General features: G+C 31.6%; 26 protein-coding genes and 1 other RNA gene. 25 read left to right on the top strand and 2 right to left on the bottom strand.

What is annotated here, in order from left to right:
- Positions 1-161: 161 nt before the first annotated feature.
- From SBL16_RS04805 to SBL16_RS04900, 20 genes are all read left to right on the top strand, one after another.
- The gene (locus SBL16_RS04805; RefSeq protein ID WP_107611558.1) at positions 162-749 is read left to right on the top strand and encodes a heptaprenyl diphosphate synthase component 1; all 588 of its coding nucleotides are present in this window, start codon (positions 162-164) and stop codon (positions 747-749) included.
- A complete protein-coding gene (locus SBL16_RS04810; RefSeq protein WP_107611557.1) occupies positions 742-1,461 on the top strand; it encodes a demethylmenaquinone methyltransferase in 720 nt (239 codons plus the stop codon). The genes SBL16_RS04805 and SBL16_RS04810 overlap by 8 nt, the downstream gene beginning before the upstream one ends.
- A 12-nt stretch (positions 1,462-1,473) precedes the next feature.
- Positions 1,474-2,430 carry a polyprenyl synthetase family protein gene (locus tag SBL16_RS04815; protein WP_107611556.1) on the top strand — a complete coding sequence of 319 codons (957 nt, stop codon included), beginning with the start codon at positions 1,474-1,476 and terminating at the stop codon, positions 2,428-2,430.
- A gap of 147 nt (positions 2,431-2,577) precedes the next feature.
- Entirely contained in the window at positions 2,578-3,027 is a 450-nt protein-coding gene (gene ndk, locus SBL16_RS04820; protein ID WP_037537054.1) for a nucleoside-diphosphate kinase, read from the top strand.
- Between the two features lie 311 nt (positions 3,028-3,338).
- Positions 3,339-4,505 carry a chorismate synthase gene (gene aroC / locus SBL16_RS04825; RefSeq protein WP_317952981.1) on the top strand — a complete coding sequence of 389 codons (1,167 nt, stop codon included), beginning with the start codon at positions 3,339-3,341 and terminating at the stop codon, positions 4,503-4,505.
- Between the two features lie 32 nt (positions 4,506-4,537).
- Positions 4,538-5,602, top strand: a complete 1,065-nt coding sequence (gene aroB / locus SBL16_RS04830; RefSeq protein WP_107611555.1) for a 3-dehydroquinate synthase — start codon at positions 4,538-4,540, stop codon at positions 5,600-5,602.
- Between the two features lie 12 nt (positions 5,603-5,614).
- Positions 5,615-6,913 (top strand): 3-phosphoshikimate 1-carboxyvinyltransferase, encoded by a 1,299-nt coding sequence (aroA, locus tag SBL16_RS04835; RefSeq protein WP_107611554.1) that lies wholly within the window; start codon positions 5,615-5,617, stop codon positions 6,911-6,913.
- A gap of 6 nt (positions 6,914-6,919) precedes the next feature.
- Complete coding sequence (locus SBL16_RS04840) at positions 6,920-8,164, top strand: tetratricopeptide repeat protein (RefSeq protein WP_053017254.1); 1,245 nt, start codon at positions 6,920-6,922, stop codon at positions 8,162-8,164.
- Between the two features lie 35 nt (positions 8,165-8,199).
- On the top strand, positions 8,200-8,715 hold the full coding sequence (locus SBL16_RS04845; protein WP_080365620.1) for a YpiB family protein: 516 nt from the start codon (positions 8,200-8,202) through the stop codon (positions 8,713-8,715).
- Positions 8,716-8,737: 22 nt separating this feature from the next.
- On the top strand, positions 8,738-9,337 hold the full coding sequence (locus SBL16_RS04850; protein WP_107611552.1) for a DUF1405 domain-containing protein: 600 nt from the start codon (positions 8,738-8,740) through the stop codon (positions 9,335-9,337).
- A gap of 44 nt (positions 9,338-9,381) precedes the next feature.
- The gene (locus SBL16_RS04855; RefSeq protein WP_029376682.1) at positions 9,382-10,080 is read left to right on the top strand and encodes a zinc metallopeptidase; all 699 of its coding nucleotides are present in this window, start codon (positions 9,382-9,384) and stop codon (positions 10,078-10,080) included.
- Positions 10,081-10,370: 290 nt separating this feature from the next.
- Entirely contained in the window at positions 10,371-10,688 is a 318-nt protein-coding gene (locus SBL16_RS04860) for a nucleotide pyrophosphohydrolase (RefSeq protein ID WP_107611551.1), read from the top strand.
- Positions 10,689-10,715: 27 nt separating this feature from the next.
- Entirely contained in the window at positions 10,716-11,846 is a 1,131-nt protein-coding gene (gene bshA, locus SBL16_RS04865) for an N-acetyl-alpha-D-glucosaminyl L-malate synthase BshA (protein ID WP_107611550.1), read from the top strand.
- 1 nt (position 11,847) lies between these two features.
- Complete coding sequence (locus SBL16_RS04870) at positions 11,848-13,050, top strand: CCA tRNA nucleotidyltransferase (protein ID WP_317952992.1); 1,203 nt, start codon at positions 11,848-11,850, stop codon at positions 13,048-13,050.
- Positions 13,037-14,008, top strand: a complete 972-nt coding sequence (locus SBL16_RS04875; RefSeq protein WP_107611548.1) for a biotin--[acetyl-CoA-carboxylase] ligase — start codon at positions 13,037-13,039, stop codon at positions 14,006-14,008. The genes SBL16_RS04870 and SBL16_RS04875 overlap by 14 nt, the downstream gene beginning before the upstream one ends.
- 32 nt (positions 14,009-14,040) lie before the next feature.
- Positions 14,041-16,743 carry a helicase C-terminal domain-containing protein gene (locus SBL16_RS04880; RefSeq protein WP_107611547.1) on the top strand — a complete coding sequence of 901 codons (2,703 nt, stop codon included), beginning with the start codon at positions 14,041-14,043 and terminating at the stop codon, positions 16,741-16,743.
- A 110-nt stretch (positions 16,744-16,853) separates the two neighbouring features.
- Complete coding sequence (gene asnS, locus SBL16_RS04885) at positions 16,854-18,146, top strand: asparagine--tRNA ligase (protein ID WP_107611546.1); 1,293 nt, start codon at positions 16,854-16,856, stop codon at positions 18,144-18,146.
- Between the two features lie 89 nt (positions 18,147-18,235).
- Positions 18,236-18,922, top strand: a complete 687-nt coding sequence (locus SBL16_RS04890) for a DnaD domain-containing protein (protein WP_107611545.1) — start codon at positions 18,236-18,238, stop codon at positions 18,920-18,922.
- Positions 18,912-19,571, top strand: coding sequence for an endonuclease III (gene nth / locus SBL16_RS04895; RefSeq protein WP_037537067.1), 660 nt, complete (start codon positions 18,912-18,914; stop codon positions 19,569-19,571). Before SBL16_RS04890 ends, nth begins: the two co-directional genes overlap by 11 nt.
- Before the next feature lie 4 nt (positions 19,572-19,575).
- Positions 19,576-19,905, top strand: coding sequence for a YpoC family protein (locus tag SBL16_RS04900; RefSeq protein WP_107611544.1), 330 nt, complete (start codon positions 19,576-19,578; stop codon positions 19,903-19,905).
- Between the two features lie 159 nt (positions 19,906-20,064).
- Here the strand turns inward: SBL16_RS04900 and SBL16_RS04905 are convergent, their stop codons facing one another.
- Both SBL16_RS04905 and recU read right to left on the bottom strand, forming a co-directional pair.
- A complete protein-coding gene (locus tag SBL16_RS04905) occupies positions 20,065-22,335 on the bottom strand; it encodes a transglycosylase domain-containing protein (protein WP_107612149.1) in 2,271 nt (756 codons plus the stop codon).
- Entirely contained in the window at positions 22,332-22,958 is a 627-nt protein-coding gene (gene recU, locus SBL16_RS04910; protein ID WP_037537070.1) for a Holliday junction resolvase RecU, read from the bottom strand. The genes SBL16_RS04905 and recU overlap by 4 nt, the downstream gene beginning before the upstream one ends.
- Positions 22,959-23,271: 313 nt before the next feature.
- On the opposite strand from recU, the gene SBL16_RS04915 reads away from it, so the two are divergent.
- From SBL16_RS04915 to SBL16_RS04935, 5 genes are all read left to right on the top strand, one after another.
- A complete protein-coding gene (locus tag SBL16_RS04915) occupies positions 23,272-23,607 on the top strand; it encodes a DUF1798 family protein (RefSeq protein ID WP_202112011.1) in 336 nt (111 codons plus the stop codon).
- Positions 23,608-23,611: 4 nt separating this feature from the next.
- On the top strand, positions 23,612-24,175 hold the full coding sequence (locus SBL16_RS04920; protein ID WP_037537072.1) for a DUF1273 domain-containing protein: 564 nt from the start codon (positions 23,612-23,614) through the stop codon (positions 24,173-24,175).
- 10 nt (positions 24,176-24,185) lie between these two features.
- The gene (gene gpsB, locus SBL16_RS04925) at positions 24,186-24,524 is read left to right on the top strand and encodes a cell division regulator GpsB (protein WP_011275761.1); all 339 of its coding nucleotides are present in this window, start codon (positions 24,186-24,188) and stop codon (positions 24,522-24,524) included.
- Positions 24,525-24,656: 132 nt separating this feature from the next.
- An RNA gene (gene rnpB, locus SBL16_RS04930) (RNase P RNA component class B) lies at positions 24,657-25,040 on the top strand.
- Positions 25,041-25,152: 112 nt separating this feature from the next.
- Positions 25,153-26,286 (top strand): class I SAM-dependent RNA methyltransferase, encoded by a 1,134-nt coding sequence (locus SBL16_RS04935; protein ID WP_107612148.1) that lies wholly within the window; start codon positions 25,153-25,155, stop codon positions 26,284-26,286.
- The last annotated feature ends 22 nt before the right edge of the window (positions 26,287-26,308 follow it).

Below are 26,308 nucleotides of genomic sequence, written 5' to 3' on the forward strand. Positions count from 1 at the left end.
AGAGAATTAATGCATATAATTTATTACTATATTATGAAAGTTGTTATTCCTTAATAGCTTTTCAATTCAATAAATAAAGTAATTGTAACGTTAAGTCACTATATTTTATTTTTATTCATATAATGTTAAGATGTATAGTGATAATAACGTGAGGTGTGAACATGGAAAGAACTATAAGCAAATTAAATAGACAAATTAATCAAAAGCTTAAGGGAATTCATGACTATGAAGCTATTAACATAAACTCTAGATTGGGTGAATTATTAGATTGTTATGATATTCCTGAGAATGCTAAACTTGCTTGCCTCACTATCGATACTTCAATGAAACACCTTGATGAAATTACTCAAAATCAAAAGTCAAAGAAATCTATTTTGATTGGTGATTTGCTAAGTGCTCATTTTTATACGTTGTTAGCTGAAATAAATGATCCAACTTTTCAATTAGCAATGAGTAAAGCAATCGTTAAATCTAATGAATTAAAATCATCATTACATCATCAAGTAATAGAAACTGAAGATATCTATGATGCAATTATTGAAATAGAAACAATCTTCCCTAATATAACTTTGTCTCATTTCAGTAAAGAACAAGTAACCCCTTTAAATTTGTATCAAAAATTAATTCCTGAGGTTGATGATTACTATCCACCTTACCTTAAAATGTATCAAGCCGCTGATGTACATCAGTTTTTAAAAGATATCAATCAAAGTTATATAGAGAAAAGTAGAGGTAATATTAATGACTGAAAATAATGCAAAAAAAGAACAAGTTCATACAGTCTTTCAAAATATTTCAAGTAAATATGATTGTTTAAATAACATAATTAGTTTCGAACAACACAAAGTATGGCGTAAACATGTAATGAAAGATATGCACGTTAAAGTTGGTAGTAAAGCACTTGATGTTTGTTGTGGTACCGCTGATTGGACAATAGCCTTAAGTAAAGCAGTTGGTGCTCATGGTGAGGTGACAGGTTTAGACTTTAGTGAAAACATGTTAGAAGTTGGTAAAGAAAAAACTAAACACATGAACAATATTCATTTAGTACATGGCGATGCAATGAATTTACCGTTTGAAGATAATTCATTTGATTATGTAACTATTGGTTTCGGTCTACGTAACGTACCTGATTATTTAGTTGCATTAAAAGAAATGAACAGAGTCTTAAAGCCAGGTGGAATGATTGTTTGTCTGGAAACAAGTCAACCAACAATGCCTGTGTTTAAACAAGTTTATAAATTGTACTTTAAATTTGTAATGCCAGTATTTGGTAAATTATTTGCCAAATCAAAAGAAGAATATGAATGGTTACAACAATCTACGTTCGATTTTCCAGATAAGGATAAGTTAAAACAATTGTTTGAACAAGCTGGCTTTAATAAAATTAAAATCCGTAGCTTTACAGGTGGCGTTGCTGCAATGCATCTAGGCTATAAACAAAAAAGTTCGACTAAATAAAAGGTGATTAACGTGGCAAAGTTAAACATGAATAGCGAGATAAAAAATGTAGAAAAACGCCTTCAAAAAGCTATTGAAAGCAATGATCCAATATTACGTGAAGCCTCATCACACTTGCTTTCTTCAGGAGGCAAAAGAGTTAGACCTGCATTTGTTATATTAAGTAGTCAATTCGGTCCACAAAAGAAAACAGAAGACACGTATCGCGTCGCAGTTGCATTAGAGTTAATTCATATGGCAACGCTCGTTCATGATGATGTTATAGATAAGAGTGACAAACGACGTGGACGATTAACCATAGTAAAAAAATGGGATGTTACTACTGCAATACTAACTGGAAACTTTCTACTAGCATTAGGACTGGAACATTTATCTGAAATTCGTGGCAATCGAATTCATCACATAATTTCAAATTCAATTGTAAATGTAGGACTTGGTGAGTTATTCCAATTTCAAGATCAATTTAATAGCGAACAAAGTATTACTAACTATCTGAGACGTATCAATAGAAAAACAGCATTATTAATTCAGCTAGCAACTGAAGTAGGAGCAATTACTTCAGAAGCTAATGATGAAACCATTCGAAAACTTAAAATGATAGGTCATTATATTGGTATGAGTTTCCAAATAGTAGATGATATTTTGGATTTCACTAGCACTGAAAAAAAACTTGGCAAACCAGTTGGTAGTGATTTAATGAATGGACATATAACGTTACCAGTTTTACTTGAAATGAAAAAAGATACGTCATTTAAGAAAAAAATTGCTGCACTAAATCATCAATCTGAATCTCAAGAGTTTAAACCTCTAATTGAACAGATTAGAAATTCTTATAGTATCAAAGAATCAAAAGCAATTAGTGATAAATATTTAGCTAAGGCGCTTAAGTTAATTGATGAACTTGATGAACCCAATGCTCAAAGTCTTTTTATTAAATTAATAAAGAAAATGGGATCACGTAGTGTTTAGAATGAATAAATATTGAAAGCGCTTTAACAACCTGTTACTATTGAATAGTAGCAGGTTGTTTGTTACACAAAATTACTATACATAAATAAACATTTATATTTTAAGTCTTAAATTAATCAGACTTAATTCACAGGGGGATCAATTACGATGGAAAGAACTTTCTTAATGATTAAACCAGATGCAGTACAACGTAATTTAGTGGGAGAAATTATTTCACGTATTGAAAGAAAAGGGTTAAAACTTGTCGGTGCTAAATTAATGACAGTTCCTCAATCTCTAGCTGAAGAACACTATTCTGAACATACTGACAAGCCATTCTATGGTAAATTAATTTCATTTATTACTTCAGCACCTGTTTTTGCGATGGTTGTCGAAGGTGAAGACGCTGTAGATGTATCAAGACATATTATAGGTAAAACAAATCCTTCTGAAGCTACGCCAGGTTCTATAAGAGGAGATTTAGGTTTAACAGTAGGAAGAAACGTAATTCATGGTTCTGATTCAGTTGAATCAGCACAAAGAGAGATTAATTTATGGTTCAAAGAAGAGGAATTAAGTAGCTACGAAGCACCTAGAGATACTTGGTTATACGAATAGTAAATTCAAATATTTAATAAGAGCTTACAATTCAAATTAGCTTTAGTTGATTGAAATAAGTAATTTCTCAAATTTAGCATATATCTTTTTAGTCAACATTTTAAAGGTAGGACAATGAATTCAAAATGAATTCTGTCCTACCTTCTTTTTTTAATTTGAATATATAATCACTAATCTATCGTTTGATAATTATTAAAATATTCTAATAAATTAAAAAATAACTGTAGCACACTAGTTATGTTATAAGGTTGAATGTGATATGATAACACATATCACAATTTAACGTAGTAAAGGGAAAGGAGCGTATTCTCATGAGATATTTAACATCTGGAGAATCACATGGTCCTCAATTAACAGTAATTATTGAAGGTGTGCCTGCTAATTTAGAAATTAAAGCGGAAGATATAAATAAAGAAATGTTTAAACGTCAAGGTGGCTACGGTAGAGGACGTCGTATGCAAATTGAAAAAGATGCAGTAGAGATTGTATCAGGAGTCAGAAATGGATATACACTTGGTAGTCCAATTACGATTGTTGTCACAAATGATGATTTCACACATTGGAGAAATATTATGGGAATTGAGCCTATTTCTGATGAAGAAAGAGATAATATGAAACGTACGATTACAAAACCCCGTCCTGGACACGCAGATTTAATCGGTGGTATGAAATATAATCATAGAGATTTAAGAAATGTTTTAGAACGTTCATCGGCTCGAGAGACAGCAGCACGTGTTGCAGTAGGTGCAGTATCTAAAATTCTTCTAGAACAATTAGACATTCACATTTATAGTCGTGTTGTTGAAATTGGTGGTATTAAAGATGAAGGTTTATATGATACTGAAACATTCAAACAAAATATTGATAAGAATGACGTACGTGTAATTGATGAAACGATCGCTCAAAAAATGAGAGATAAAATTGATGCTGCTAAAAAAGATGGCGATTCCATTGGTGGTGTTGTTCAAGTTATGGTTGAAAATATGCCTGTTGCAGTCGGTAGTTATGTGCAATATGATCGTAAATTAGATGGTCGTATAGCACAAGGTGTTGTAAGTATTAACGCATTTAAAGGAGTAAGCTTCGGTGAAGGATTCAAAGCTGCTGAAAAACCAGGTAGCGAAATTCAAGACGAAATTTTATATGATAATGAAATTGGATTCTATAGAGGCTCCAATCATTTAGGTGGCTTTGAAGGTGGAATGACAAATGGTATGCCGATTATTGTTAATGGTGTTATGAAGCCAATTCCTACTTTATATAAACCACTTAATTCCGTTGATATTAATACTAAAGAAGACTTTAAAGCCACGATTGAACGTTCTGACAGTTGTGCAGTACCTGCAGCAAGTGTTGTTTGTGAACATGTTGTTGCTTTTGAGATTGCTAAAGCCATTACAGAAGAGTTTCAATCCAATCATATCGATCAGCTAAAAGCCCAAATTGATGAACGAAGACGCCTTAATATTGAATTTTAATAAAATATTAGGTAAGGAACGAGGTATTTCATATGCAATTACAAACAACCTATCCAAATAATAATTATCCAATTATAGTTGAACATAATGCTTTCGAGGAGTTATCTGAATATATACAAGACTATGATAAAGTGTTTCTTATCATTGATGAGTACGTCGATTTTAACTTTAAAACTAAGTTTACACCGTTACTTGAATCAACACATATATATAAGATTATAGTTCCAGCTGGTGAGAAGATGAAGACGTTTGAACATTATCAACAAACGCTAGAACACCTTCTTGAATACAATTTAACACGTAATACTTGTTTAGTTGCGATAGGTGGCGGTGCTACTGGAGATTTCACTGGATTTCTTGCTTCATCTTTATTAAGAGGTGTTGATTTCATACAAGTACCTACAACAATACTTGCCCATGACTCTAGCGTGGGAGGTAAAGTAGGGATTAATTCCATTCACGGTAAAAATTTAGTTGGCGCATTTTATAGACCAAAAGCTGTGATATACGATTTAAATTTCTTAGCAACATTGCCTTATGACGAAATACTAAGTGGGTATGCTGAAGTTTACAAGCATGCACTATTAACAGGTCAAGTTGCAGTAGATGACATTGAAAAACACTTCTCCACAAAAGAAAAACTACAATCTTTGAATGATATAGATCAGTTTATCTTCAAAGGAATCAAAGCTAAACTAAACGTCATCATTAAAGATGAAAAAGAGCACAATAAGCGAAAGTATTTAAATTTAGGACATACATTCGGTCATGCCGTTGAGTACAAGACTAAAATACCACATGGACATGCTGTTATGATTGGAATTATTTACCAATTTATAGTTGCTAATACTTTACTCGATACACAATTCGACATCTCATATTATGCTAACTATTTAAAGAAACTTCATTATCCAGTTCAAATTGTTCAGCAATTAAACTTTGATGATATGTATCACTATATGTTAACTGATAAGAAAAATAATGGTGAAGGTATTCAAATGGTATTACTAGAAGAACTTGGAAAATCACGAGTATGTCACGTTGAAAAAACTATACTAATAAAAGCATTTAACGATTTACAACTAGTATTAAAGTAGGTGGATTACAGTATGTCAAATGAGCAAATGATAGATATAAAAGGGCCTTTAATTGGAGAAATTGAAGTGCCCGGAGACAAGTCAATGACCCATCGAGCGATTATGTTAGCGTCTTTAGCAACTGGTCAATCGACTATATATAAGCCTCTTTTGGGCGAAGATTGTTTACGCACAATAGAAATATTTAAATTATTAGGTGTTAACATACAGCTTGCTGAAGAAAAGATTATAGTTGATTCACCTGGTTATAATAAATTTAAAACACCACATCAAACACTATATACTGGAAATTCTGGTACTACAACACGATTATTAGCTGGTTTACTAAGTGGGCTCAATCTAAATTGCGTTTTGTCCGGTGATGCTTCTATAGGTAAGCGACCTATGGATAGAATAATGAAGCCACTCAGATTAATGGGGGCAAATATTACTGGCATCGATGATAATTTTACACCATTAATTATTAAACCCGCTTCAATTAATGGTATTACCTATAAAATGGAGGTAGCCAGTGCACAAGTCAAAAGTGCATTATTGTTTGCAAGTCTATTTACTAATGACAGTTCTAAAATTACTGAGTTAGATGTAAGTCGAAATCATACTGAAACAATGTTTGAACATTTTAATATTCCGATTAGCATTTCTGGTAAAGAAATTACAACTCAACCAAATGCTATCGAACATATAAAAGCTAAAGATTTTTATGTGCCTGGTGATATCTCTTCAGCAGCATTCTTTATAGTGGCAGCACTTATTACTCCTGGTAGTGATATTACAATTCATAATGTTGGCATTAATCCGACTCGTTCAGGTATTATAGATATCGTTAAACAAATGGAAGGAAATATTGAATGTTTAAATATCACAGATACATCAGAACCTACTGCATCAATCCGTGTTAAATACACACCAAACTTAAAACCTGTTCTTATTGAAGGCGATATAGTTCCAAAAGCTATTGACGAGTTACCAATTATTGCACTATTGTGTACACAAGCAAGTGGTACTAGTATTATTAAAGATGCAGAAGAATTAAAAGTGAAAGAAACTAATCGAATTGATACGACTGCAGACATGCTCGGTTTATTGGGGTTTGAATTGCAGCCCACTGATGACGGACTTATTATTCATCCTTCAGAATTTAAAAAAACAGCAACCGTAGATAGTTTAACAGATCACCGAATAGGGATGATGTTAGCTATTGCATCATTATTAAGTGATGAACCGCTGAATATCCGTCAGTTTGATGCAGTAAATGTATCGTTCCCAGGTTTCCTTCCTAAATTAATGCTTTTAGAAAATGAGGGATAAAACAGTATGGAAGATATCTATAAATTAATAGACGATATCAATCTTCAAAAATTAGATAATTTAGATTCTCGTGTAAATGATGCTTTAACTTCTAATAATGACGATGCCTTATTTATTCTTGGTGAAACCCTATATAATTTTGGTTTAACACCTCAAGGTCTAGAGGTATTTAGAACTTTATATCATAAATATCCAGATGAAAGTGAATTACTTATATATTTTATTGAAGGTCTAATGTCAGAGAATCAAACTGATGAAGCATTAGAATATTTAAGTCAAGTTGCAATATCAACAGAAAAATTAATGTTAGAGGCTGATTTATATCAGCAAATTAATATGACAGAAGTTGCCATTGATAAGTTAATTGAAGCTAGGGAATTAGAGCCAAATGATCCAATCATCCATTTCGCATTAGCTGAGATGCTATATTTTGATGGTCAATATTTGCGTGCTACACGTGAATATGAAGTCGTATTAGATACGGGTGAATATGAAGTGAATGGTATTAATTTATTTGCTCGTATGGCAGATTGTGCATTACAAAGCGGTAACTATAGTGATGCGATTAATCTATATGATGAGATTAATGAAGATGAAATGACTTCTGAAGATTTCTTCAAAAAAGCAATCGCGTATGAAAAAAATGATATCACTCATGAAGCCATTAAAATTACTAAGAACCTTCTATCGAAAGATCCGGATTTTATTCAAGGATATTTCTATTTACAATCACTTTATGAAAATGAAAAAAATTATCCTGATGCCATTGAGACCGGCAAAGAGGGGTTACGTTTAAATCAATTTTATAAAGAATTGATGGTTTCAACAGGAAGTTTAGAAATTGAACATGGTGATGCAAATGAAGGTGTTGAATTACTAAAACAAGCACTTGAAGTGGACAATGCTTATCATGAACCTTTATTAATTTTGAGTGATTTGTTCCGAAATGAAGAAGATTATGAAGCAATCATCGCATTGCTATCATATGTGGATGAAGATGATTTGGACCCTGTATTCATGTGGCATTTAGCTCATGCATTTGGCCAAGAAGAACGTGATAAAGAAGCACAACATTTCTTTGAACTAGCTTATCCAACAATGAAAACTCAAAGCGCTTTCTTAAGTGACTATTACTATTATTTAATCGAAATAGGTTATAAAGAAAAAGCGAAAACAATATTACAACAATTATTAGAAATGGACCCTAGTAATGAGACATGGCAAGAAGAAGCCAATCGTCTTGACTATTAATGTAGGTGATTCTTTTGACTCAAACACTTACACAAATGAAACAAAGTTATATTGAATATGCTTTGTTTCATTATCATTTTAAATCAAGAATTAGCGTGTGGATTTTAAATTATATTAAATCTCATACCGAGTTACTTGAACATGTACATTTTGTAAATCAAAGAATATTTAACCATAAAACGTTAGAACTTGCATTAACAAATACAGATGCACCTGCAATTAGATTAGTTAAAAATAATCACTTACTTATCAATACAAATGAGATATTCGAATACGTAACAACTCACCATAACGACTTCGATATTCTTATTCATTTTTCAGACCAACACTCGATAGATTTTAGATTCAATGATTTAATTATTCATCAATTAATGTACTCTCCTCAGTACACGGCTTATCTAAACACAATTTACAATTTATCTCTCGATTCTACAAAAGTGCATTCGCTAGTAGAGCACTTACGACATAATATAGATTTAAGCTTACAACTTAATGATCGAGAACAATTTTACCAATTAACACAGATTTTAGAAGTCTTTGAAAACCGATAAAGTCACAAAGGAATTTAATCACATGCTTACATTAAAACAGATGTGGGAGTTAACCTTATATCGCCACTCTTGCTTAATCTTTTTACTTATTTGCAACATACTCGGTACCTTATATGGATTTATTTGGTATGGTGATAAATTAGTTAAAACACCTTGGTATTTCTTGCCATTTATACCAGATAGCCCAATCGCTTCACTTTTTTTGTGTATTGTTATTATTTGTCTCATTTTTAATAAGCATATCCCATTTGTAGAGGCGCTTGCATTCGTAACCTTACTTAAATATGGACTTTGGGCAGTAATAATGAATATTCTCATGATTAATCTAGACCATAACTTAACCATAATGAATGTTTTTTTGATTATGAGTCATGGTATTATGGCGATTCAAGCTATTTATTTCTATCCTCGTTTGAAAATTAGGATTAGTGCGCTATTAGTGGCAATGATCTGGGTTTTTAACAATGACTATATGGATTATGTTTTAAATAAGTATCCTTACTATGATTTTATTGAACAGCACAAAGAGATGGTAGGCTATATTGCATTCTGGCTAAGTGTTTTTGCACTAAGTTTATATTATAATTTACTAAAAATCTTATCGGTTAAATTATTTGATTAAATACAAGATAGTCAGTAGAATATGATTAAAGGAGAGTGGAATTATTGTCTATAATGTCTTATATAATATATATTGTCATTATTATGCTCATTCCTATGTGGGCACAACACAAAGTAAAATCTAACTATGAAAAATATGCACAAGTAAGATCAACAAGTGGTAAAACTGGTCGCGAGGTAGCAGAAGAAATACTTCATGCAAATGGTATTTATGATGTTGACGTAGTAAAGGGTGAAGGTTTCTTAACAGACCACTATGATCCTAAAAAGAAAGTTGTTTGTTTATCTCCTGCAAACTTCGATAGACCTTCAGTAGCTGGTACAGCTATTGCTGCACACGAAGTTGGACATGCGATTCAACATCAACAAGGGTATGCATTTTTAAGATTTAGAAGTGCACTAGTACCACTAGCTAATTTAGGTAGTTCATTAAGTTACATGATTATCATGTTAGGTATCATCTTAACAGCTATGGGTAGTGCGTTTGGCTCAACAGCCTTATGGATTGGTGCTGGTTTAATGTCACTTGCAGTCTTATTCTCAATCGTAACTTTACCTGTTGAATTTGACGCAAGTTCAAGAGCAATGAAACAAATAACTGCATTAAACATTGTAAATGAAAAAGAATATAAACATGCTAAAAAGGTTCTTTCAGCCGCTGCAATGACTTATGTTGCTGCTACTGCGACAGCTGTTGCAGAACTAGTAAGAATTATACTAATCGCTAGAGCAAGTGATAATTAATAAAGTTAGGATTATAGGTATAAAAAACAATGATATAAAAACTACTTTAAATTTTTAGTAGTTATTTAAAACTTTGAATGTTCAAGTACCAAAGTTTTTAACTTTAGATATCCTTATAAGAGAGTAGAACAATGAATTCAAGATGAATTTTGTTCTGCTCCTTTTTTATTTTCTAAATATAGCAGTATGATTTAAAATATAGTCTGTTCTTTTTATATTCATAAAATGCATGATTTTTTAATATGATATATACTTAATAAGAGTCAATAATAAAGGAGAAAGTGATCATAATGAAATCTATGAAAGAAATGCAAAATGAAGTGGATGCGTACATTGGACAATTCAAAGCTGGTTATTTTTCTCCACTGGCAAATTTAGCACGTTTAACAGAAGAAGTTGGAGAACTTGCTAGAGAGATAAACCACTATCATGGTGAAAAGAAAAAGAAAGAAACTGAAGAAGATAATTCAATTAAAGCTGAATTAGGAGACAATTTATTTGTTTTACTTTGTATAGCTAATTCATTAGATATTGATATGACTGAAAGTTTTAATGAAACAATGGAAAAGTTCAACACTAGAGATAAAAATCGTTTTGAACGCAAATAAATATAAGCAAGAGGAGGATAGATTTTCATGAAAATAGGTATCACATGTTATCCATCTATGGGCGGTTCTGGTATTATTGCTACTGAGTTAGGAATAAAAATGGCAGAAAGAGGCCATGAAGTACATTTTATAACTTCCAATATTCCTTTTAGAATACGTAAACCTTTACCTAATATTACTTTTCATCAAGTTGAAGTAAATCAATATGCCGTCTTTCAATATCCTCCATATGATATTACTTTGAGTACTAAAATATCAGAAGTTATAAAGGAATATGATTTAGATGTATTACACATGCACTATGCAGTACCTCATGCAGTTTGTGGGATTTTAGCACGTCAAATGTCTGGAAAAGATATTAAAATAATGACCACGTTACACGGTACTGATATCACAGTGCTAGGTTACGAACACTCACTCAAAGGCGCTATTAAATTTGGTATTGAACAAAGTGATATTGTTACCAGTGTGAGTCACTCTTTAGCACATCAAACTAAATCAATCATTGAAACCGAGAAAGAAATTGTTCCTATTTATAATTTTGTGCGTGAAAATGAATTTCCAACGCGTCATGATGAAACGCTTAAAGAAGTGTATGGTATTAAACCTGATGAAAAGGTACTTATACATGTATCTAATTTTAGAAAAGTGAAGCGCATAGATACTATATTAGAGACATTTGCTAAAGTTCATAAAAACATACCTAGTAAATTAATCTTGTTAGGAGACGGTCCTGAATTATTAGACATGAGAAAGTTAGCGCGTCACTTAGGTATCGATAGTGATGTACTATTCTTAGGCAAGCAAGACCAAGTTAGTGAATTTTACCAAATGTCTGATTTAGTACTTCTATTAAGTGAAAAAGAAAGCTTTGGATTAACTTTGCTTGAGGCAATGAAAACAGGAGTAGTGCCGATAGGTTCTAATGCTGGTGGTATTAAAGAGGTTATTAAACATGATGAGACTGGTTTCATTGTGGATATAGGAGATAGCACTAGTGCAAGTGAGTATGCGTTACAACTGCTTTCAAATAAAGAAATATATAATAAAATGCAAACTGCTATGTTAAAGGATATTGATGAACGATTTGGTTCAGAATTAATAACTGATCAATATGAACACTACTATAGAAAAATGTTAAATCAAAAAGAGGATTAGTATGGGAACAGAACTATTTAATCAAGCAAAACCCATTTTAGAAAAAATTGAACAACATGGATTCGAAGCATATTTCGTTGGTGGATCGGTGAGAGATTACTTAATGAACAGACCCATTCACGACATTGATATTACTACTAGTGCTATACCAGATGAAATAGAATCAATATTTGACAAGACTATCCCAATAGGGAGAGAGCATGGCACTATAAATGTCGTGTATCAAGGAACAAATTATGAAGTAACAACCTTCAGAGCTGAAGCAGAGTATGTTGATCATCGTAGACCTAGTGAAGTCTATTTCGTGCGTGATTTAAAAGAAGATTTACAACGTCGTGACTTTACAATTAATGCAATTGCTATGGATAAAAATTTTAATATTTATGACTATTTTGACGGTGATGTAGCATTGAATCAACATATTATTAAAACTGTTGGTGATGCTAAAGAACGGTTTAAAGAGGATGCATTACGCATTTTAAGAGGCTTACGCTTTCAATCCCAATTGAATTTTACTATAGATGATGATACTTTTGAGGCGATGAAACATCATATCGCAGATGTAGAACATTTATCTATAGAACGCATTGTCGTGGAATTAAAAAAATTAATTAAAGGTCAAAATGTAAGCCAAAGCTACTCAAACCTAATAGATTTGAATTTCTTTAATTATGTACCTTTCTTTAGAAGTCTTGATATGAAGCAAACTAAAGTTAATTCACCAATAAGCTTTGAATTATGGTTAGCAATATTAATGACTGTTGAACAAACAAACACTTCACTTTCTGACTTAAATATAAGCAACAATGAGAAAACTAAAATCAATCAATATCATAAAATAATGCTAGAGATGCCTCATGTTTCATCAAAAGATCAATTAAAATTATTCGTTTATGACTATGGTATGAATACTATTTTAGATATCATTGCTATTAATTCAATACTTGAAGACAATAACATTAAAGTAGCCTCTCCATTAATATTTAATCTTCAATCAATAAAAGAAATTGATCATCATTTACCTATAAGAAGTCGTAGAGAACTAAATATTAATGGTGGAGATATACTTAGAATTACGTCTAAAAAAAGTGGCCCTTGGCTGAAAGAAGTTCTTAGACAAATAGAAATTGATGTGTTAACAAATAAAGTTCCAAATTTAAAAGATGAATTATTGAAGTGGGTGAAAGAGAATGTCAAAATATAGTCAAGATGTTATACGTATGCTATATATGCATCAATCTGAATATATTTCGGGACAATATATTGCTGATCAGCTAAATATCTCTAGAGCAGCTGTTAAAAAAGTCATTGATCAATTAAAAAAAGATGGTTGCAAAATCGAATCTATCAATCATAAAGGCCACCAATTAAATGAACTCCCAGATAGTTGGTATAATGGTATCGTATCTTATATTTTAAAAAATTCACAACTAGCTTCAGAGATAAAAGTATTTGAAAGTGTTGAATCAACTCAGATTATTGCTAAGCAAGAATTGGTGGATAATAATAAGTCTATGATTATATTAAGTGACGAACAAACAAAAGGAAGAGGTCGATTTAATCGTAATTGGGCTTCTTCAAAAGGAAAAGGCTTATGGATGTCTCTAGTATTGCGTCCAAATGTACCTTTTTCAATGATTCCAAAATTTAACTTGTTTGTTGCTTTAGGAATTAGGGATGCAATACAATCTTTCACGAATGATAAAGTAGAAATTAAATGGCCGAACGATATCTATATTGCTGATAAAAAAGTATGTGGTTTTTTAACTGAAATGATAGCAAATTACGATTCAATTGACGCTATTATTTGTGGTATAGGTATTAATTTAAACCACAGTGACAGTGATTTCTCTGATGATATTAAACAGAGAGCAACAAGCATTCGTTTACATAGTAATAATAAAATTAATCGCTACTCATTTTTAGAAAAGCTCATTTCATCAATCGAAAAACGATATTCACAATTTTTAACAAAGCCTTTTACAGAAATTCGAAATGAGTATATTGAAGCCTCAAATATATGGCAACGCCAATTGCGTTTCACTGAAAACGACAAACAATTTACAGGTGAAGCTATCGATATTGATGACGATGGTTTCTTAATAGTTAGAGACGAAAATAATGAAGTTAGACGCCTTATTAGTGCGGATATAGATATATAATGCGAATGACATGAAGATAAGGAGAGTTAGTTATGGGACACACAAGTTATGCAGTTGTAGATCTAGAGACAACTGGCAATCAACTTGATTATGATGAAATTATACAAATTGGTATTACTTTTGTAAGTAACAATAAAATATCTGGGACTTATCATTCTATGATTCGTACTGATTTGGAAATTCCTCCATTCATCCAAGCATTGACTTCTATTGAAGATACCATGTTAGAGCAAGCCCCTTATTTTCATGAAATTGCACAAGAAATTTACAAACAATTGAAAGATTGTGTGTTCGTTGCTCATAATGTTGATTTTGACTTAAATTTTATAAAAAAAGCCTTTCAAAACTGTAATATAGATTTTGAACCAAAAAAGGTGCTGGATACGTTAGAATTATTTAAAATTGCTTATCCTACAGATAAGAGTTATCAACTTAGTGAATTAGCAGAGGCACACGACATACCCTTAGACAACGCACATAGGGCTGATGAAGACGCTACTACTACTGCATTACTAATGATTAAAGCCATTCAAAAGTTCGAACAACTACCAATAGATACATTAAAACAACTCTATTATTTAAGTAAAAATTTAAAATATGACTTATTTAATGTCTTGTTTGAAATGGTACGTCAACATGAAAATTCACCTTTAGATAATCAATACGGTCAATTCGAACAAATAATTTATAAAAAGCAAATTGATTTAAAAGCGCCTAAAACAACATTTAATGGATCACTTAAAGATTTGTATAGTGAAGTTGTTAGTTCACTTAATCTAACATATCGTCCAAAACAACTATATTTATCTGAAATCATCCTAGAGCAACTCATGCACAATGATAAAGCTATGATTGAAGCACCTTTAGGTAGTGGAAAGTCATTGGCATATCTTTTGGCAGCTTTGATGTATAACATTGAAACTGGACGTCATGTCATGATTTCGACTAATACTAAACTGTTGCAAAATCAACTTTTGCTAAAAGATATTCCGAGTATCAATCAAGCACTAAACTTTAAAATTAATGCCACGCTTATAAAAAATAAATCTGAATACATTTCACTTGGCTTAATTAGTCAGATTTTGAAAGATGAAACTACCAACTATGAAGTTAATATTTTAAAAATGCAATTATTGACCTGGATTATCGAAACAGAAACTGGGGATATTCAAGATTTAAATCTTAAAGGTGGTCAGAAAATGTATTTTGACCAAAAGATTGAAACTTATGTACCAGTTAGACATGATATACATTATTACAATTACATCAAACGAAATGCACATCATATTCAAATCGGAATCACTAATCATGCACATCTCATACACTCAGACCAAGAGAATTCAATTTATCAACTTTTCGATGATTGTATAATTGATGAGGCACATCGTTTACCTGACTATGCATTAAACCAAGTCACTAATGAACTCGATTATTCAGATTTAAAATACCAACTTGGTTTAATAGGAAAAAATGAAAATGAAAAATTATTAAAAGCGATTGATAAACTAGAACAACAACGAATTTTAGAACGTTTAGATATTGCGCCGATTGATGTATTTGGCTTAAAAATGAATATATCAGAAATACATGATTTAAATGAGCGTCTATTTAATCATATATTCGAAATCATTCAAAACTCTGACGTTCATGATGATGATATACATCGATACCATTATGTATTTGAATTTGATTCAACTCAGATACTTAAAGATTTGCATTTGATTGTTGATAAGATAAATAAGACATTAGAAATTTTTAATGGTATGACGCACAAAACGATTAAGACTTTACGCAAACAACTTTTATATATTAATGATACTTATCGAAGTATAGAGCAGAGTTTAAAAGATAAACATACTGCGTACTTATCCATTAAGAATCTAACTCAAAAGTCAACTATTAAATTGATTGTTAAAGATTATGCAGTTCGTGATATTTTAACGACTCGCGTTTTAGATAAATTTAATTCATTAACATTTATTTCTGGAACATTGACGTTTAATCATAAGTTTGATGCCTTTAAAAATTGGTTTAAGGAAGATGTGCATTTTAACACGTATCAAGTTCCATCGACACTATCTAATCGCACGAATACGAACGTGTTTATTCCTAGTGATGTTAGTTCTTATAACTTCAAAAATATCGATGATTACGTAGCATCTATAGTGGATTATATTCAAGAGTATGTAACAATCACTGATTCGAAATGTTTAGTGTTATTTACAAGCTACCGTATGATGCACATGGTACAAGAGTTATTAAATGAATTACCCACTTTTGAAGACTATGTAGTACTTACACAACAACAAAATCAAAACTATAAAATTGTTCAACAATTTAATAATTTTGATAAGACAATTTTGCTTGGCACATCAACGTTTTTCGAAGGTTTTGATTATCAAGCTAAAGGTATTAAATGTGTTATGATAGCTAAACTTCCATTTATGAATAAATACAATACGAAACATTGGCTTATGGATTCTGAATTTGATTCTACCTTTAAGGACTATGTTTTACCCGACGCAGTTACTCGTTTTAGACAAGGTTTAGGTCGTTTAATTCGCAATGAAGATGATCAAGGGTTGATTGTCTCTTTTGATGATCGACTTGTAAGCAGTAACTATAAAAACTTTTTTGCTCAAACTTTAGAAAATTATAAGCAAAAAAAGGGCGACATTAAACAATTCAGCAAACTTGTTAACAAAATCCAACATAATATTGATGCCAATAAATGATTCAAACTGTTATACAATGAGATAGCGTGTTCACATGCTAGAACTTCACAATTTATTTTGTTAAAATAAATAAGTATTGATTACAAAGAATGACAATTAGGAGATTGGTTATGAAAACAACGATTAAACAAGCTAAACAACATCTTAACCAAGAAGTGACTATTGGTGCTTGGTTAACAAATAAACGTTCAAGTGGCAAGATTGCCTTTTTACAATTACGTGATGGTAGTGGCTTTATGCAAGGTGTAGTGGTTAAATCAGAGGTTTCTGAAGAAACATTCCAACTAGCTAAAGAAATTACACAAGAATCATCACTTTATGTGACTGGTGTTATAACAGAAGATAACCGTTCAGATTTAGGTTACGAAATGCAAGTGAAATCAATTGAAGTTATTCATGAAGCACATGATTATCCAATTACACCTAAAAATCACGGAACTGAATTTTTAATGGATCATAGACATTTATGGTTGCGTTCAAAAAAACAACATGCTGTTATGAAAATCAGAAATGAAATTATTAGAGCAACATACGAATTCTTTAATGAAAATGGATTCACTAAAATTGATCCTCCAATCTTAACAGCAAGTGCTCCAGAAGGAACAAGTGAATTGTTCCATACAAAGTACTTTGATGAAGATGCTTTCCTTTCTCAAAGTGGTCAATTATATATGGAAGCTGCTGCAATGGCTCATGGTCGTGTATTCTCATTTGGACCAACTTTCAGAGCTGAAAAATCTAAAACTCGACGCCATTTGATTGAATTCTGGATGATTGAACCAGAAATGGCATTTACAAATCATGTGGAAAGTTTAGAAGTCCAAGAACAGTATGTATCACATGTCGTTAAATCTGTACTTAATAATTGTCAATTAGAACTTAAAGCACTAGATCGAGATACGAGCAAACTTGAAAAGGTATCAGCACCTTTCCCAAGAATTTCTTATGATGATGCAATTAAGTTCTTAAAAGAAGAAGGTTTCGACGATATTGAGTGGGGCGAGGACTTCGGTGCACCACATGAAACTGCTATTGCAAATCATTATGATTTACCGGTATTTATTACAAATTATCCAACTAAAATTAAACCATTCTATATGCAACCAAATCCAGAGAATGAAGAAACTGTTTTATGTGCAGATTTAATTGCACCAGAAGGTTATGGTGAAATCATTGGTGGTTCTGAACGTATTAATGATTTAGAATTATTAGAACAACGTATAGATGAACATCAATTAGACGCTGAAAGTTATAACTATTATTTAGACTTACGTCGTTATGGTAGTGTGCCACATAGCGGATTTGGATTAGGGTTAGAAAGAACTGTTGCTTGGATTTCTGGTGTGGAACACGTAAGAGAAACTGCTCCATTCCCACGACTATTAAGTCGTTTATATCCATAAGTTCTAATCCCACATACCATACTAATTTACTCGTCCAGTCAGCATGTTGACTGGACGCTTTTTCAACTTTAAAGAGGAGGAATATCAATTTGAATAAAATTCAACTCAAAACACGTCCTGTCGTCGTTAGAAGAGAATTATTTGACCATTATAGTGAATTAGGACTGACAGAAAAAGATTTAATTATTTTAATTAAATTGATTTATGCCTCTGAAACATCAAATAAGCAACCATCCATCGATGAATTGAAATTAGGCTCAGATATGGAACCACGTGAAATAACTAGCATCATTCAACATTTAATTCAAAGGGATTTATTACAACTTCAAGTAAAAAAGGACGAAGAAGGTAAATTTACGGAATATATGAATTTAGATGGTTTCTATGAAAAATTGAGCAATATTTTATCTCAAGATCATTCAAAACAATTAACAAATCAAGCTCAACAAAATTTTAAAGATCTTTTCCAATATATAGAATCCTTGTTTGCTAGACCTATTTCACCATATGAGATTGAAACACTTAATCAATGGATTGACGTAGACAAGCATGACTTTACTTTAATTAGAGCAGCGTTAGATGAAGCATATAGTCATGATAAACTTAGTTTCAAGTACGTAGATCGTATATTGTTAAATTGGAAAAAGAATAATGTCACAACTACTGAAGAATCTAAGAAAATAAGAGAACAATTTAACAAGCCATCTATGACACATACGGTTAATCATATACCAAAATTTGATTGGTTAAATGGGGAGAAGTTAGATGATAAGTAAGAAGAAAGCACTAGAAATGATAGATGTCATAGCTGATATGTTTCCAAATGCAGAATGCGAGCTCAAACATGATAATGCTTTCGAATTAACAATTGCAGTCCTTTTATCAGCTCAATGTACCGATAATTTAGTAAATAAAGTTACACGTACGCTTTTTCAAAAGTATAAAACACCTCAAGACTATTTGAATGTGGATATCGAAGAACTGCAAAATGATATACGTTCGATTGGCTTATATCGTAACAAAGCGAAAAATATACAAAAGCTTTGTCAGTCACTACTCGAACAATTCAATGGTCAAATTCCTAGTACTCATAAAGAATTAGAAAGTTTAGCTGGAGTCGGTCGTAAAACAGCAAATGTAGTTATGAGTGTAGCTTTCGATGAGCCATCATTAGCAGTTGATACGCATGTTGAACGTGTTTCTAAGCGACTAGGAATTAATAGATGGAAAGATAATGTGACACAAGTAGAGGATAGATTATGTAGTATTATTCCAAAGGAAAGATGGAGTAGAAGTCATCATCAACTTATCTTCTTTGGTCGCTACCATTGTTTAGCTAGAAAGCCTAAGTGTGACATATGTCCCTTACTAGATGATTGTAGAGAAGGGCAAAAACGTATGAAAGCACAATTAAAGGAAGCCTGATTAAATGATTAATAAACAAGAATTTGAAGAAATTGAAGAGTTACTTGATGAATACGCTAAACAAAGATCATTAAATTCATCAAACGCAAAGCCAGCAATTGATAAGTACTTTGACTTAATAATTCAATTTTTTAAAGAAATTAATGAAATTGAAACTATTGATTTCAAATTGTTAGATCAATACCCAGTAGTTCCAATGAACTTTGAAGAACGCTATCGATATATGTTAGCTAGAAAATATCACTTTATGGGTTATAGTCAAATGAAGACTTTAAAAAGTGAGTTAATTAAAATGAATGCGTCTTACCAAATTAGAAGAAAACGACAAAGTTAATACTAACATTAATTAGCCAGTAAAATGAGTTATTTAATTCATTTACTGGCTATATTTATATTCAAATATTTAAGTTTGAATCAATGGGTATAAGAAAGGCAATTTCTATTTAATGTAATAGAAATTGCCTTCTTTTAATTATTTAACATTTCAAAAACACTATGAGGACTTTTTAAAATCGAAAATACTATTTAAATTAAAGATGTTTGAAAGTGTACTTCCGACAGTATTAGTACCTTGTGTTGTTGAATTATTGTTAGTAGTTCCTGAATTAGTATTGCCACTATTATTAGTGTTACTACTATTAGAATTACTTGAGTTATTTGAACTATTTGATGAACTTGAGCCACTGCTACCATTTACTTCACGATTAGTCGTGTTGTTATCTGGGTGACCACTTACTGATAAATTATCAGCGCTTGAGCCGTTAACTGAATCTGGTTTCTTAAAGTCACCATCATCACTTGAAGTAATATCAGACATAACATCCTCATATAAATATTGTGGATATTCTTGTTCTGAGTGACCTAAGAATGAGTTAACGCCACCTTCTTTAATTTCACTGAAGCCCATCCAAATAGACATTGTGTATTTAGGTGTGAAACCATTAATCCAAACGTCTTTTGCAGCGTTATCAGGTAGGTTATATTGTTGGTTAATTTCTGTACCGTAAGTACTTGTACCAGTTTTAGCACCCATAGTAACGCCTGATACGCCATGTCCATAGGCTGAACCATAGGCTTTAAATGTACCTGTAAGCATTTCAGCTAACATATAAGAAGTGTAGTCTTTCATAGCTTTATGACTTGTATGGTCAAACTCAATTGTGTCATCATCAGCTGTTACAACTTTTTGGATAGAATGTGCGTTATTGTAAGTACCACCGTTAGCAATTGCTGCGAAAGCAGATGCTAATTGAGTAGGTGAGAACTCAGAAGCACCACCACCAAGTACATCAGAAGGACCAATGTCACTTTGATAATCTAATCCAACTTTTGATGCGAATTTCTTAACTGCATTATCTCCAGCTTGTGAATTAACTAGTTGCCAAGTTTTAAGCGCTGGAATGTTGAAACTTTGTCTTAACGCATCATATGCAGTTACAGTACCATGTCCATTTCCATCATAGTTACGGAATGTACCACCATCAATAGAATAGCTTGATTCATCTTGAATTGCATGATTCGTAGCCCATTGCATGTTTTCAATAGCTGGACCATAAGCTAAGAACGGTTTCAATGATGAACCAGTTAAATGCGCATCAGTTGCAGCGTTATTGTCAACAACGTCTTTGAAGTTACGACCTCCAGAAATTGCGACTAAGCCACCAGTCTTACTATCAAGAATTGTAGAACCAACACGTTGGTCTTCATTTTTATAGTAATTACCGTTGTCTATACGATCTTGTAATGTTTTTTGAACATCTTTGTCCATATTTGTGTAAATCTTAATTCCACTTTGAAGAACATCACTCAAGTTTTTATTCTTGAATTCTTTATTGTTCATCAATTCAGATTTAACAAAGTTTACATATGAATCGTATTCTGAATCAGAGTTATCAGTGCCAATTTGACGTTCCTTAGCTGTACGATCTACTAAATTAGCTTTTAAGTTAATTTTCTTAGCAGCATTATACTCTTTATCAGAAATTCTGTTGTGATAATGCATTAAGTAGAGTACAGTGTTTTTACGATTTTCCGCTTGTTTAGGGTTGTCGTAAATATTATAAAGGTTAGGCACCTGTGGTAAACCTGCTAAATATGCTTCTTCCGCAAGATTTAAATCTTTCAAATCTTTATTGAAGTAATATTTAGCTGCAGCTTTAACGCCATAAACACCATCTGAATAATAAATTTTATTTAAGTACATTTGGAAGATTTCATCTTTACTGTACTCTTGTTCTAGACGGTAGGATAGGTAAGCTTCTTGTGCTTTACGTCCGATAGATTTCTCTTCACTTAAGAATGCTCGTTTAACTACTTGTTGTGTTAAAGTAGATGCACCTTGTGAACCAAATCCACCAGTCAAGTTTTTACCAATGGCACCAAATAAACGTTTATAGTCAATTGCACCGTGGTCATAGAATCGGTTATCTTCAGTTGCTAACACAGCATTTCTCATATTTTTAGGAACATCTTTTAACTCAACATGTTCTCTTCTTGCGCCGTTATCTAATTTTTTTACTAAGTCACCATTTCTGTCGTAAATTTCTGCCGGTTTAGGATCTTGTAATTTAGATTCGGTAAATGCAGGAGCTTTCCATGCATAATACGCAAATAATAAAATGCCTAATAGAACTAAAACGATAAAGGCAATTAATAAAAAGCCAATAATCTTGATAATCGTTCTTTTCACATTCTTATTCTTTTTTGCTTTGGACTTCCCATTTTTACCATTTTTAGGTTGAGAAGATCCTTTATTTTCCGTCATACGCGGTCCTCACTTTCATCTAATATCAACTTATCAACTGCATTGAGGTAATTTAATCTTGGTTGATACTGATAAGGAATATAGTAACTATTTTTTCTTATTTCTTCAACTGTTATTGATTTTTTTATTTCATTTTTATATCTATCCCAATATTTTTGGAATTTGGAAAATGGCAATAAATATACTTCATCAAGTAATTTAAATCTTATAATTAAAAATACAATTCCTTTTTGAAGAAATGCATTTTTCATATGTTCTACTTGATGATCATGAATATTATTCAAAGGAAAAGATGTTTTATTTTTAGTTTCCTTTGCTTCAAAATCAATATAATGGCCATTATAAACGCCATTATAATCTGTAGTTGAAGGTGTACGAAAGTAAGCCTCATTTATAACTGCTTTACTTCGCTTGGGATAATGAACATTAACGATTTGAACAGGTGTTGGCTTTTTATGAATAACCGCTTTACCATGTTTTAAATAATAATCATTAGAAAGTTCAATATCCTTTTCAAGAGTCATACCACGGCCACCATATTCTATATTACTAGAATTCGATTTACCATTTCTTCCGACCATAGTCGTATTTCCCTTAAAAGGTTTACCATTAGGGTAATTCATTTAATTCACCACACAAGTTTGAATTCATATAATAGTGGTTATGTAAAACTTACACTAATTAATACTATTAATAATCATTTACGAATAATGATTATATGTTCAAACTATGATAGATAATAATAGAAATAGACAAATAAGTATTTAATCTTATCTATGAATTTCATTATTAATCTACTTTATTTTAACGTTAATTAACTAGTAAAACAATATTTCAATGTATTTATCCTGTTTATATAGATAGCAATTTGAATGACGGTTAGATTAAATTATGATAAATTAAATTGAATATAAGGGGGGCGTCTTCGTGGATACTATGTTGATAAATGATTTAATCAATGAATTACATACTATAGAAGATCGCTATAATATTGTTAAAAATTCCGAGACGAACTATGATTTTTATGAAGTAGTTTACCCTTATTCGCAACTGATAGACACTAAGCTAGAAAATCTCATTAAATTAAAACCACAGATTATTCAATTAAGTTATATGAATGCTAATAAGTTTGATTTACTAATTAAGTCATATAAAGAATTATCAGTAGATTGTCACTTTTATAGAACAAGCAAAAAGCTTTTTAATGAGAAGTTAAAAGCTGTTAACTACGATTTAAATTATATTTATCAAACTATTGAAGGGTGTTGTTGAGCATTTGAAATCTGTGTATGTAACAGGGTATAAATCTTTTGAACTAAATATTTTCAAAGATGACGCACCTGAAGTGTATTATTTAAAAGCTTTTATCAAACATAAATTATTACAATATATTGATGAGGGGCTTGAGTGGGTACTTATTCAAGGACAACTTGGTATTGAATTATGGACTGCTGAAGTAGTTATTGATTTGCGAGTTGAGTATCCCGATTTAAAATTAGGAATTATAACACCTTTTTATGGGCATACTTCTAAGTGGAATGAACAGAATCAAATGAAGTATAATAAAATTGCTCAAGAAGCTGATTTTATGGAAAGTGTTCATCATACCGAATATGAAGGACCATATCAATTTAAACAAACAGATCAGTTTATGTTAGATCATACAGATATGACTATACTTATATATGATGAAGAGCAAGAAGGAAGCCCAAAATTCTTTAAAAGGATGTTAGTTGATTTTATAAATAAAACAAACTATACTTGTGATATTGTGGCATTTGATGAACTCACTGATTTTATAAATGATATGCAGTGGGAGCAAGATCAAAGTTTCGAATGAGGTGGAAAAAATGGCAGACGTTTCTTTAAAGCTTTCAGCAAAAGATATCTATGAAAAAGATTTCGAAAAAACTATGGCCCGTGGTTATCGTCGTGAGGAAGTAGATGCTTTTTTAGATGATATCATTACAGATTATCAAAAAATGGCTGATATGAATAATGAAGTTGTAAAATTGTCTGAAGAAAATAACAAATTAAAAAAAGAAGTTGAAGAATTAAGACTTAGAGTGGCAACATCGAGACCTTCTGACAATAAATCGTTTTCTTCAAACAACTCAAGTTCATCAAACAATAATGTTGATATTTTGAAACGAATTTCAAACTTAGAAAAAGCTGTTTTTGGAAAGTAATTTAACTTAGCATAATTAATGAATGTTATCAATTGGATATTTATTGCTAATACTAAGTATTCAATTAACAACAGATATACTATAAAAATATCTGTTATAGTATAAAAAATTATGATATAATCGCAAAAGTGATATTTTGGGTAATCGCTATAGAAATATAGAGGAAAGTCCATGCTCACACAGTCTGAGATGATTGTAGTGTTCGTGCTTGATGAAACAATAAATCAAGGCATTAATTTGACGGCAACGAAATAACCTAAGTCTTATGATATGGTTAAATTAGTTTGAAAGTGCCACAGTGACGTAGCTTTCATAGAAATATGAAGGGTGGAACGCGGTAAACCCCTCGAGTGAGCAATCCAAATTTGGTAGGAGCACTTGTTTAGCGGAATTCAACGTATAAACGAGACATCTTTATTCGGAATATAAAGATTTGTAGACAGATGGTTACCACCGACGTACCAGTACAACTAGTGTACGTTATGAGTACAACGGTACAGAACATGGCTTACAGAAATATCATGAACTAGTTTAGCTCTCCCACTGATTGGAGAGCTTTTTATTTTTTACTCATACATAATAAATTTTGTTAACATATAAATATATCTATAAAAAAGGAGAAAACGTAATGTTCCAATTATTAGCAGTTTGTCCAATGGGATTAGAAGCTGTTGTAGCTAAAGAAATCCAAGAACTCGGTTATGAAACACAGGTTGAAAATGGACGTATCTTTTTTGAAGGTGATGCTAAAGCTATTGTGCAATGCAATTTATGGTTACGCACAGCTGATCGTATTAAAATTGTTGTAGGTCGTTTCAACGCTACAACATTTGATGAACTTTTTGAAAAAACAAAATCGCTACCTTGGGAAAACATTATTGATAAAGAAGGGCAATTCCCAGTTCAAGGTAGAAGTGTTAAATCAACACTATATAGTGTACCAGACTGTCAAGCTATTACTAAAAAAGCAATTGTTGAACGTTTAAAGAAAGCTTATGAGGAAAAAGGCTGGTTAAATGAAAGTGGTGCTAAATACCCTGTTGAGGTAGCTATTCTAAAAGATAATGTATTATTGACTATCGATACCTCAGGTTCAGGTTTGAACCGTCGTGGATATCGTATTGCTCAGGGGGAAGCTCCTATTAAAGAAACGTTGGCAGCGAGTCTAGTACGACTTGCCAATTGGAAGGGAGATACGCCTTTTATAGATCCTTTCTGTGGTTCAGGTACTATTGCCATAGAAGCATGTTTAATCGCTCAAAATATTGCACCAGGGTTCAATCGAGATTTTGTTTCTGAAGAATGGAATATTATGCCTCCCAATATTTATGATGATATGCGAGATGAAGCAGATCAACAAGCAAATTACGATAAAGACATTCAAGTATTTGCATCAGATATAGATCCTGAAATGGTTGAAATTGCTAAACATAATGCTGAAGAAGTCGGTTTGGCAGATATAATCCAATTTAGTGTTAAAGATGTGAATACATTATCAATTGACACCGATGAACCAGTAGCTTTAGTTGGAAACCCTCCATATGGTGAACGAATTGGAGATAGGGAAGAAGTCGAAGAAATGTATCGTTATATTGGTAAATTAATGAATCAACATTCACATTTATCAACTTACATCTTGACTAGTAACAAGGAATTTGAATTTTTAGTTAATCGAAAAGCTACTAAAAGAAGAAAATTATTTAACGGCTATATTGAATGTACTTATTACCAATATTGGGGTAAAAAGCCAACTACTATATAATTTTTATTAAATTTGTAAATTT

This window comes from Staphylococcus sp. NWU MK-U1 (assembly GCF_033283505.1).
In the GTDB taxonomy this organism is placed as follows: Bacteria; Bacillota; Bacilli; order Staphylococcales; family Staphylococcaceae; genus Staphylococcus; species Staphylococcus haemolyticus.

Bases quoted from the DNA above. Each gene is read 5' to 3' on its own strand.
- SBL16_RS04810 (WP_107611557.1), top strand. From the start codon at position 742: ATGACTGAAAATAATGCAAAAAAAGAACAAGTTCATACAGTCTTTCAA.
- aroA (WP_107611554.1), top strand. From the start codon at position 5,615: ATGTCAAATGAGCAAATGATAGATATAAAAGGGCCTTTAATTGGAGAA.
- asnS (WP_107611546.1), top strand. From the start codon at position 16,854: ATGAAAACAACGATTAAACAAGCTAAACAACATCTTAACCAAGAAGTG.
- gpsB (WP_011275761.1), top strand. From the start codon at position 24,186: ATGGCAGACGTTTCTTTAAAGCTTTCAGCAAAAGATATCTATGAAAAA.
- SBL16_RS04840 (WP_053017254.1), top strand. From the start codon at position 6,920: ATGGAAGATATCTATAAATTAATAGACGATATCAATCTTCAAAAATTA.
- ndk (WP_037537054.1), top strand. From the start codon at position 2,578: ATGGAAAGAACTTTCTTAATGATTAAACCAGATGCAGTACAACGTAAT.
- SBL16_RS04860 (WP_107611551.1), top strand. From the start codon at position 10,371: ATGAAATCTATGAAAGAAATGCAAAATGAAGTGGATGCGTACATTGGA.
- SBL16_RS04850 (WP_107611552.1), top strand. From the start codon at position 8,738: ATGCTTACATTAAAACAGATGTGGGAGTTAACCTTATATCGCCACTCT.
- SBL16_RS04845 (WP_080365620.1), top strand. From the start codon at position 8,200: ATGAAACAAAGTTATATTGAATATGCTTTGTTTCATTATCATTTTAAA.
- SBL16_RS04880 (WP_107611547.1), top strand. From the start codon at position 14,041: ATGGGACACACAAGTTATGCAGTTGTAGATCTAGAGACAACTGGCAAT.
- SBL16_RS04870 (WP_317952992.1), top strand. From the start codon at position 11,848: ATGGGAACAGAACTATTTAATCAAGCAAAACCCATTTTAGAAAAAATT.
- nth (WP_037537067.1), top strand. From the start codon at position 18,912: ATGATAAGTAAGAAGAAAGCACTAGAAATGATAGATGTCATAGCTGAT.
- SBL16_RS04875 (WP_107611548.1), top strand. From the start codon at position 13,037: ATGTCAAAATATAGTCAAGATGTTATACGTATGCTATATATGCATCAA.
- SBL16_RS04905 (WP_107612149.1), bottom strand. From the start codon at position 22,335: ATGACGGAAAATAAAGGATCTTCTCAACCTAAAAATGGTAAAAATGGG.
- SBL16_RS04935 (WP_107612148.1), top strand. From the start codon at position 25,153: ATGTTCCAATTATTAGCAGTTTGTCCAATGGGATTAGAAGCTGTTGTA.
- SBL16_RS04805 (WP_107611558.1), top strand. From the start codon at position 162: ATGGAAAGAACTATAAGCAAATTAAATAGACAAATTAATCAAAAGCTT.
- bshA (WP_107611550.1), top strand. From the start codon at position 10,716: ATGAAAATAGGTATCACATGTTATCCATCTATGGGCGGTTCTGGTATT.
- aroC (WP_317952981.1), top strand. From the start codon at position 3,339: ATGAGATATTTAACATCTGGAGAATCACATGGTCCTCAATTAACAGTA.
- aroB (WP_107611555.1), top strand. From the start codon at position 4,538: ATGCAATTACAAACAACCTATCCAAATAATAATTATCCAATTATAGTT.
- SBL16_RS04900 (WP_107611544.1), top strand. From the start codon at position 19,576: ATGATTAATAAACAAGAATTTGAAGAAATTGAAGAGTTACTTGATGAA.
- recU (WP_037537070.1), bottom strand. From the start codon at position 22,958: ATGAATTACCCTAATGGTAAACCTTTTAAGGGAAATACGACTATGGTC.
- SBL16_RS04915 (WP_202112011.1), top strand. From the start codon at position 23,272: ATGTTGATAAATGATTTAATCAATGAATTACATACTATAGAAGATCGC.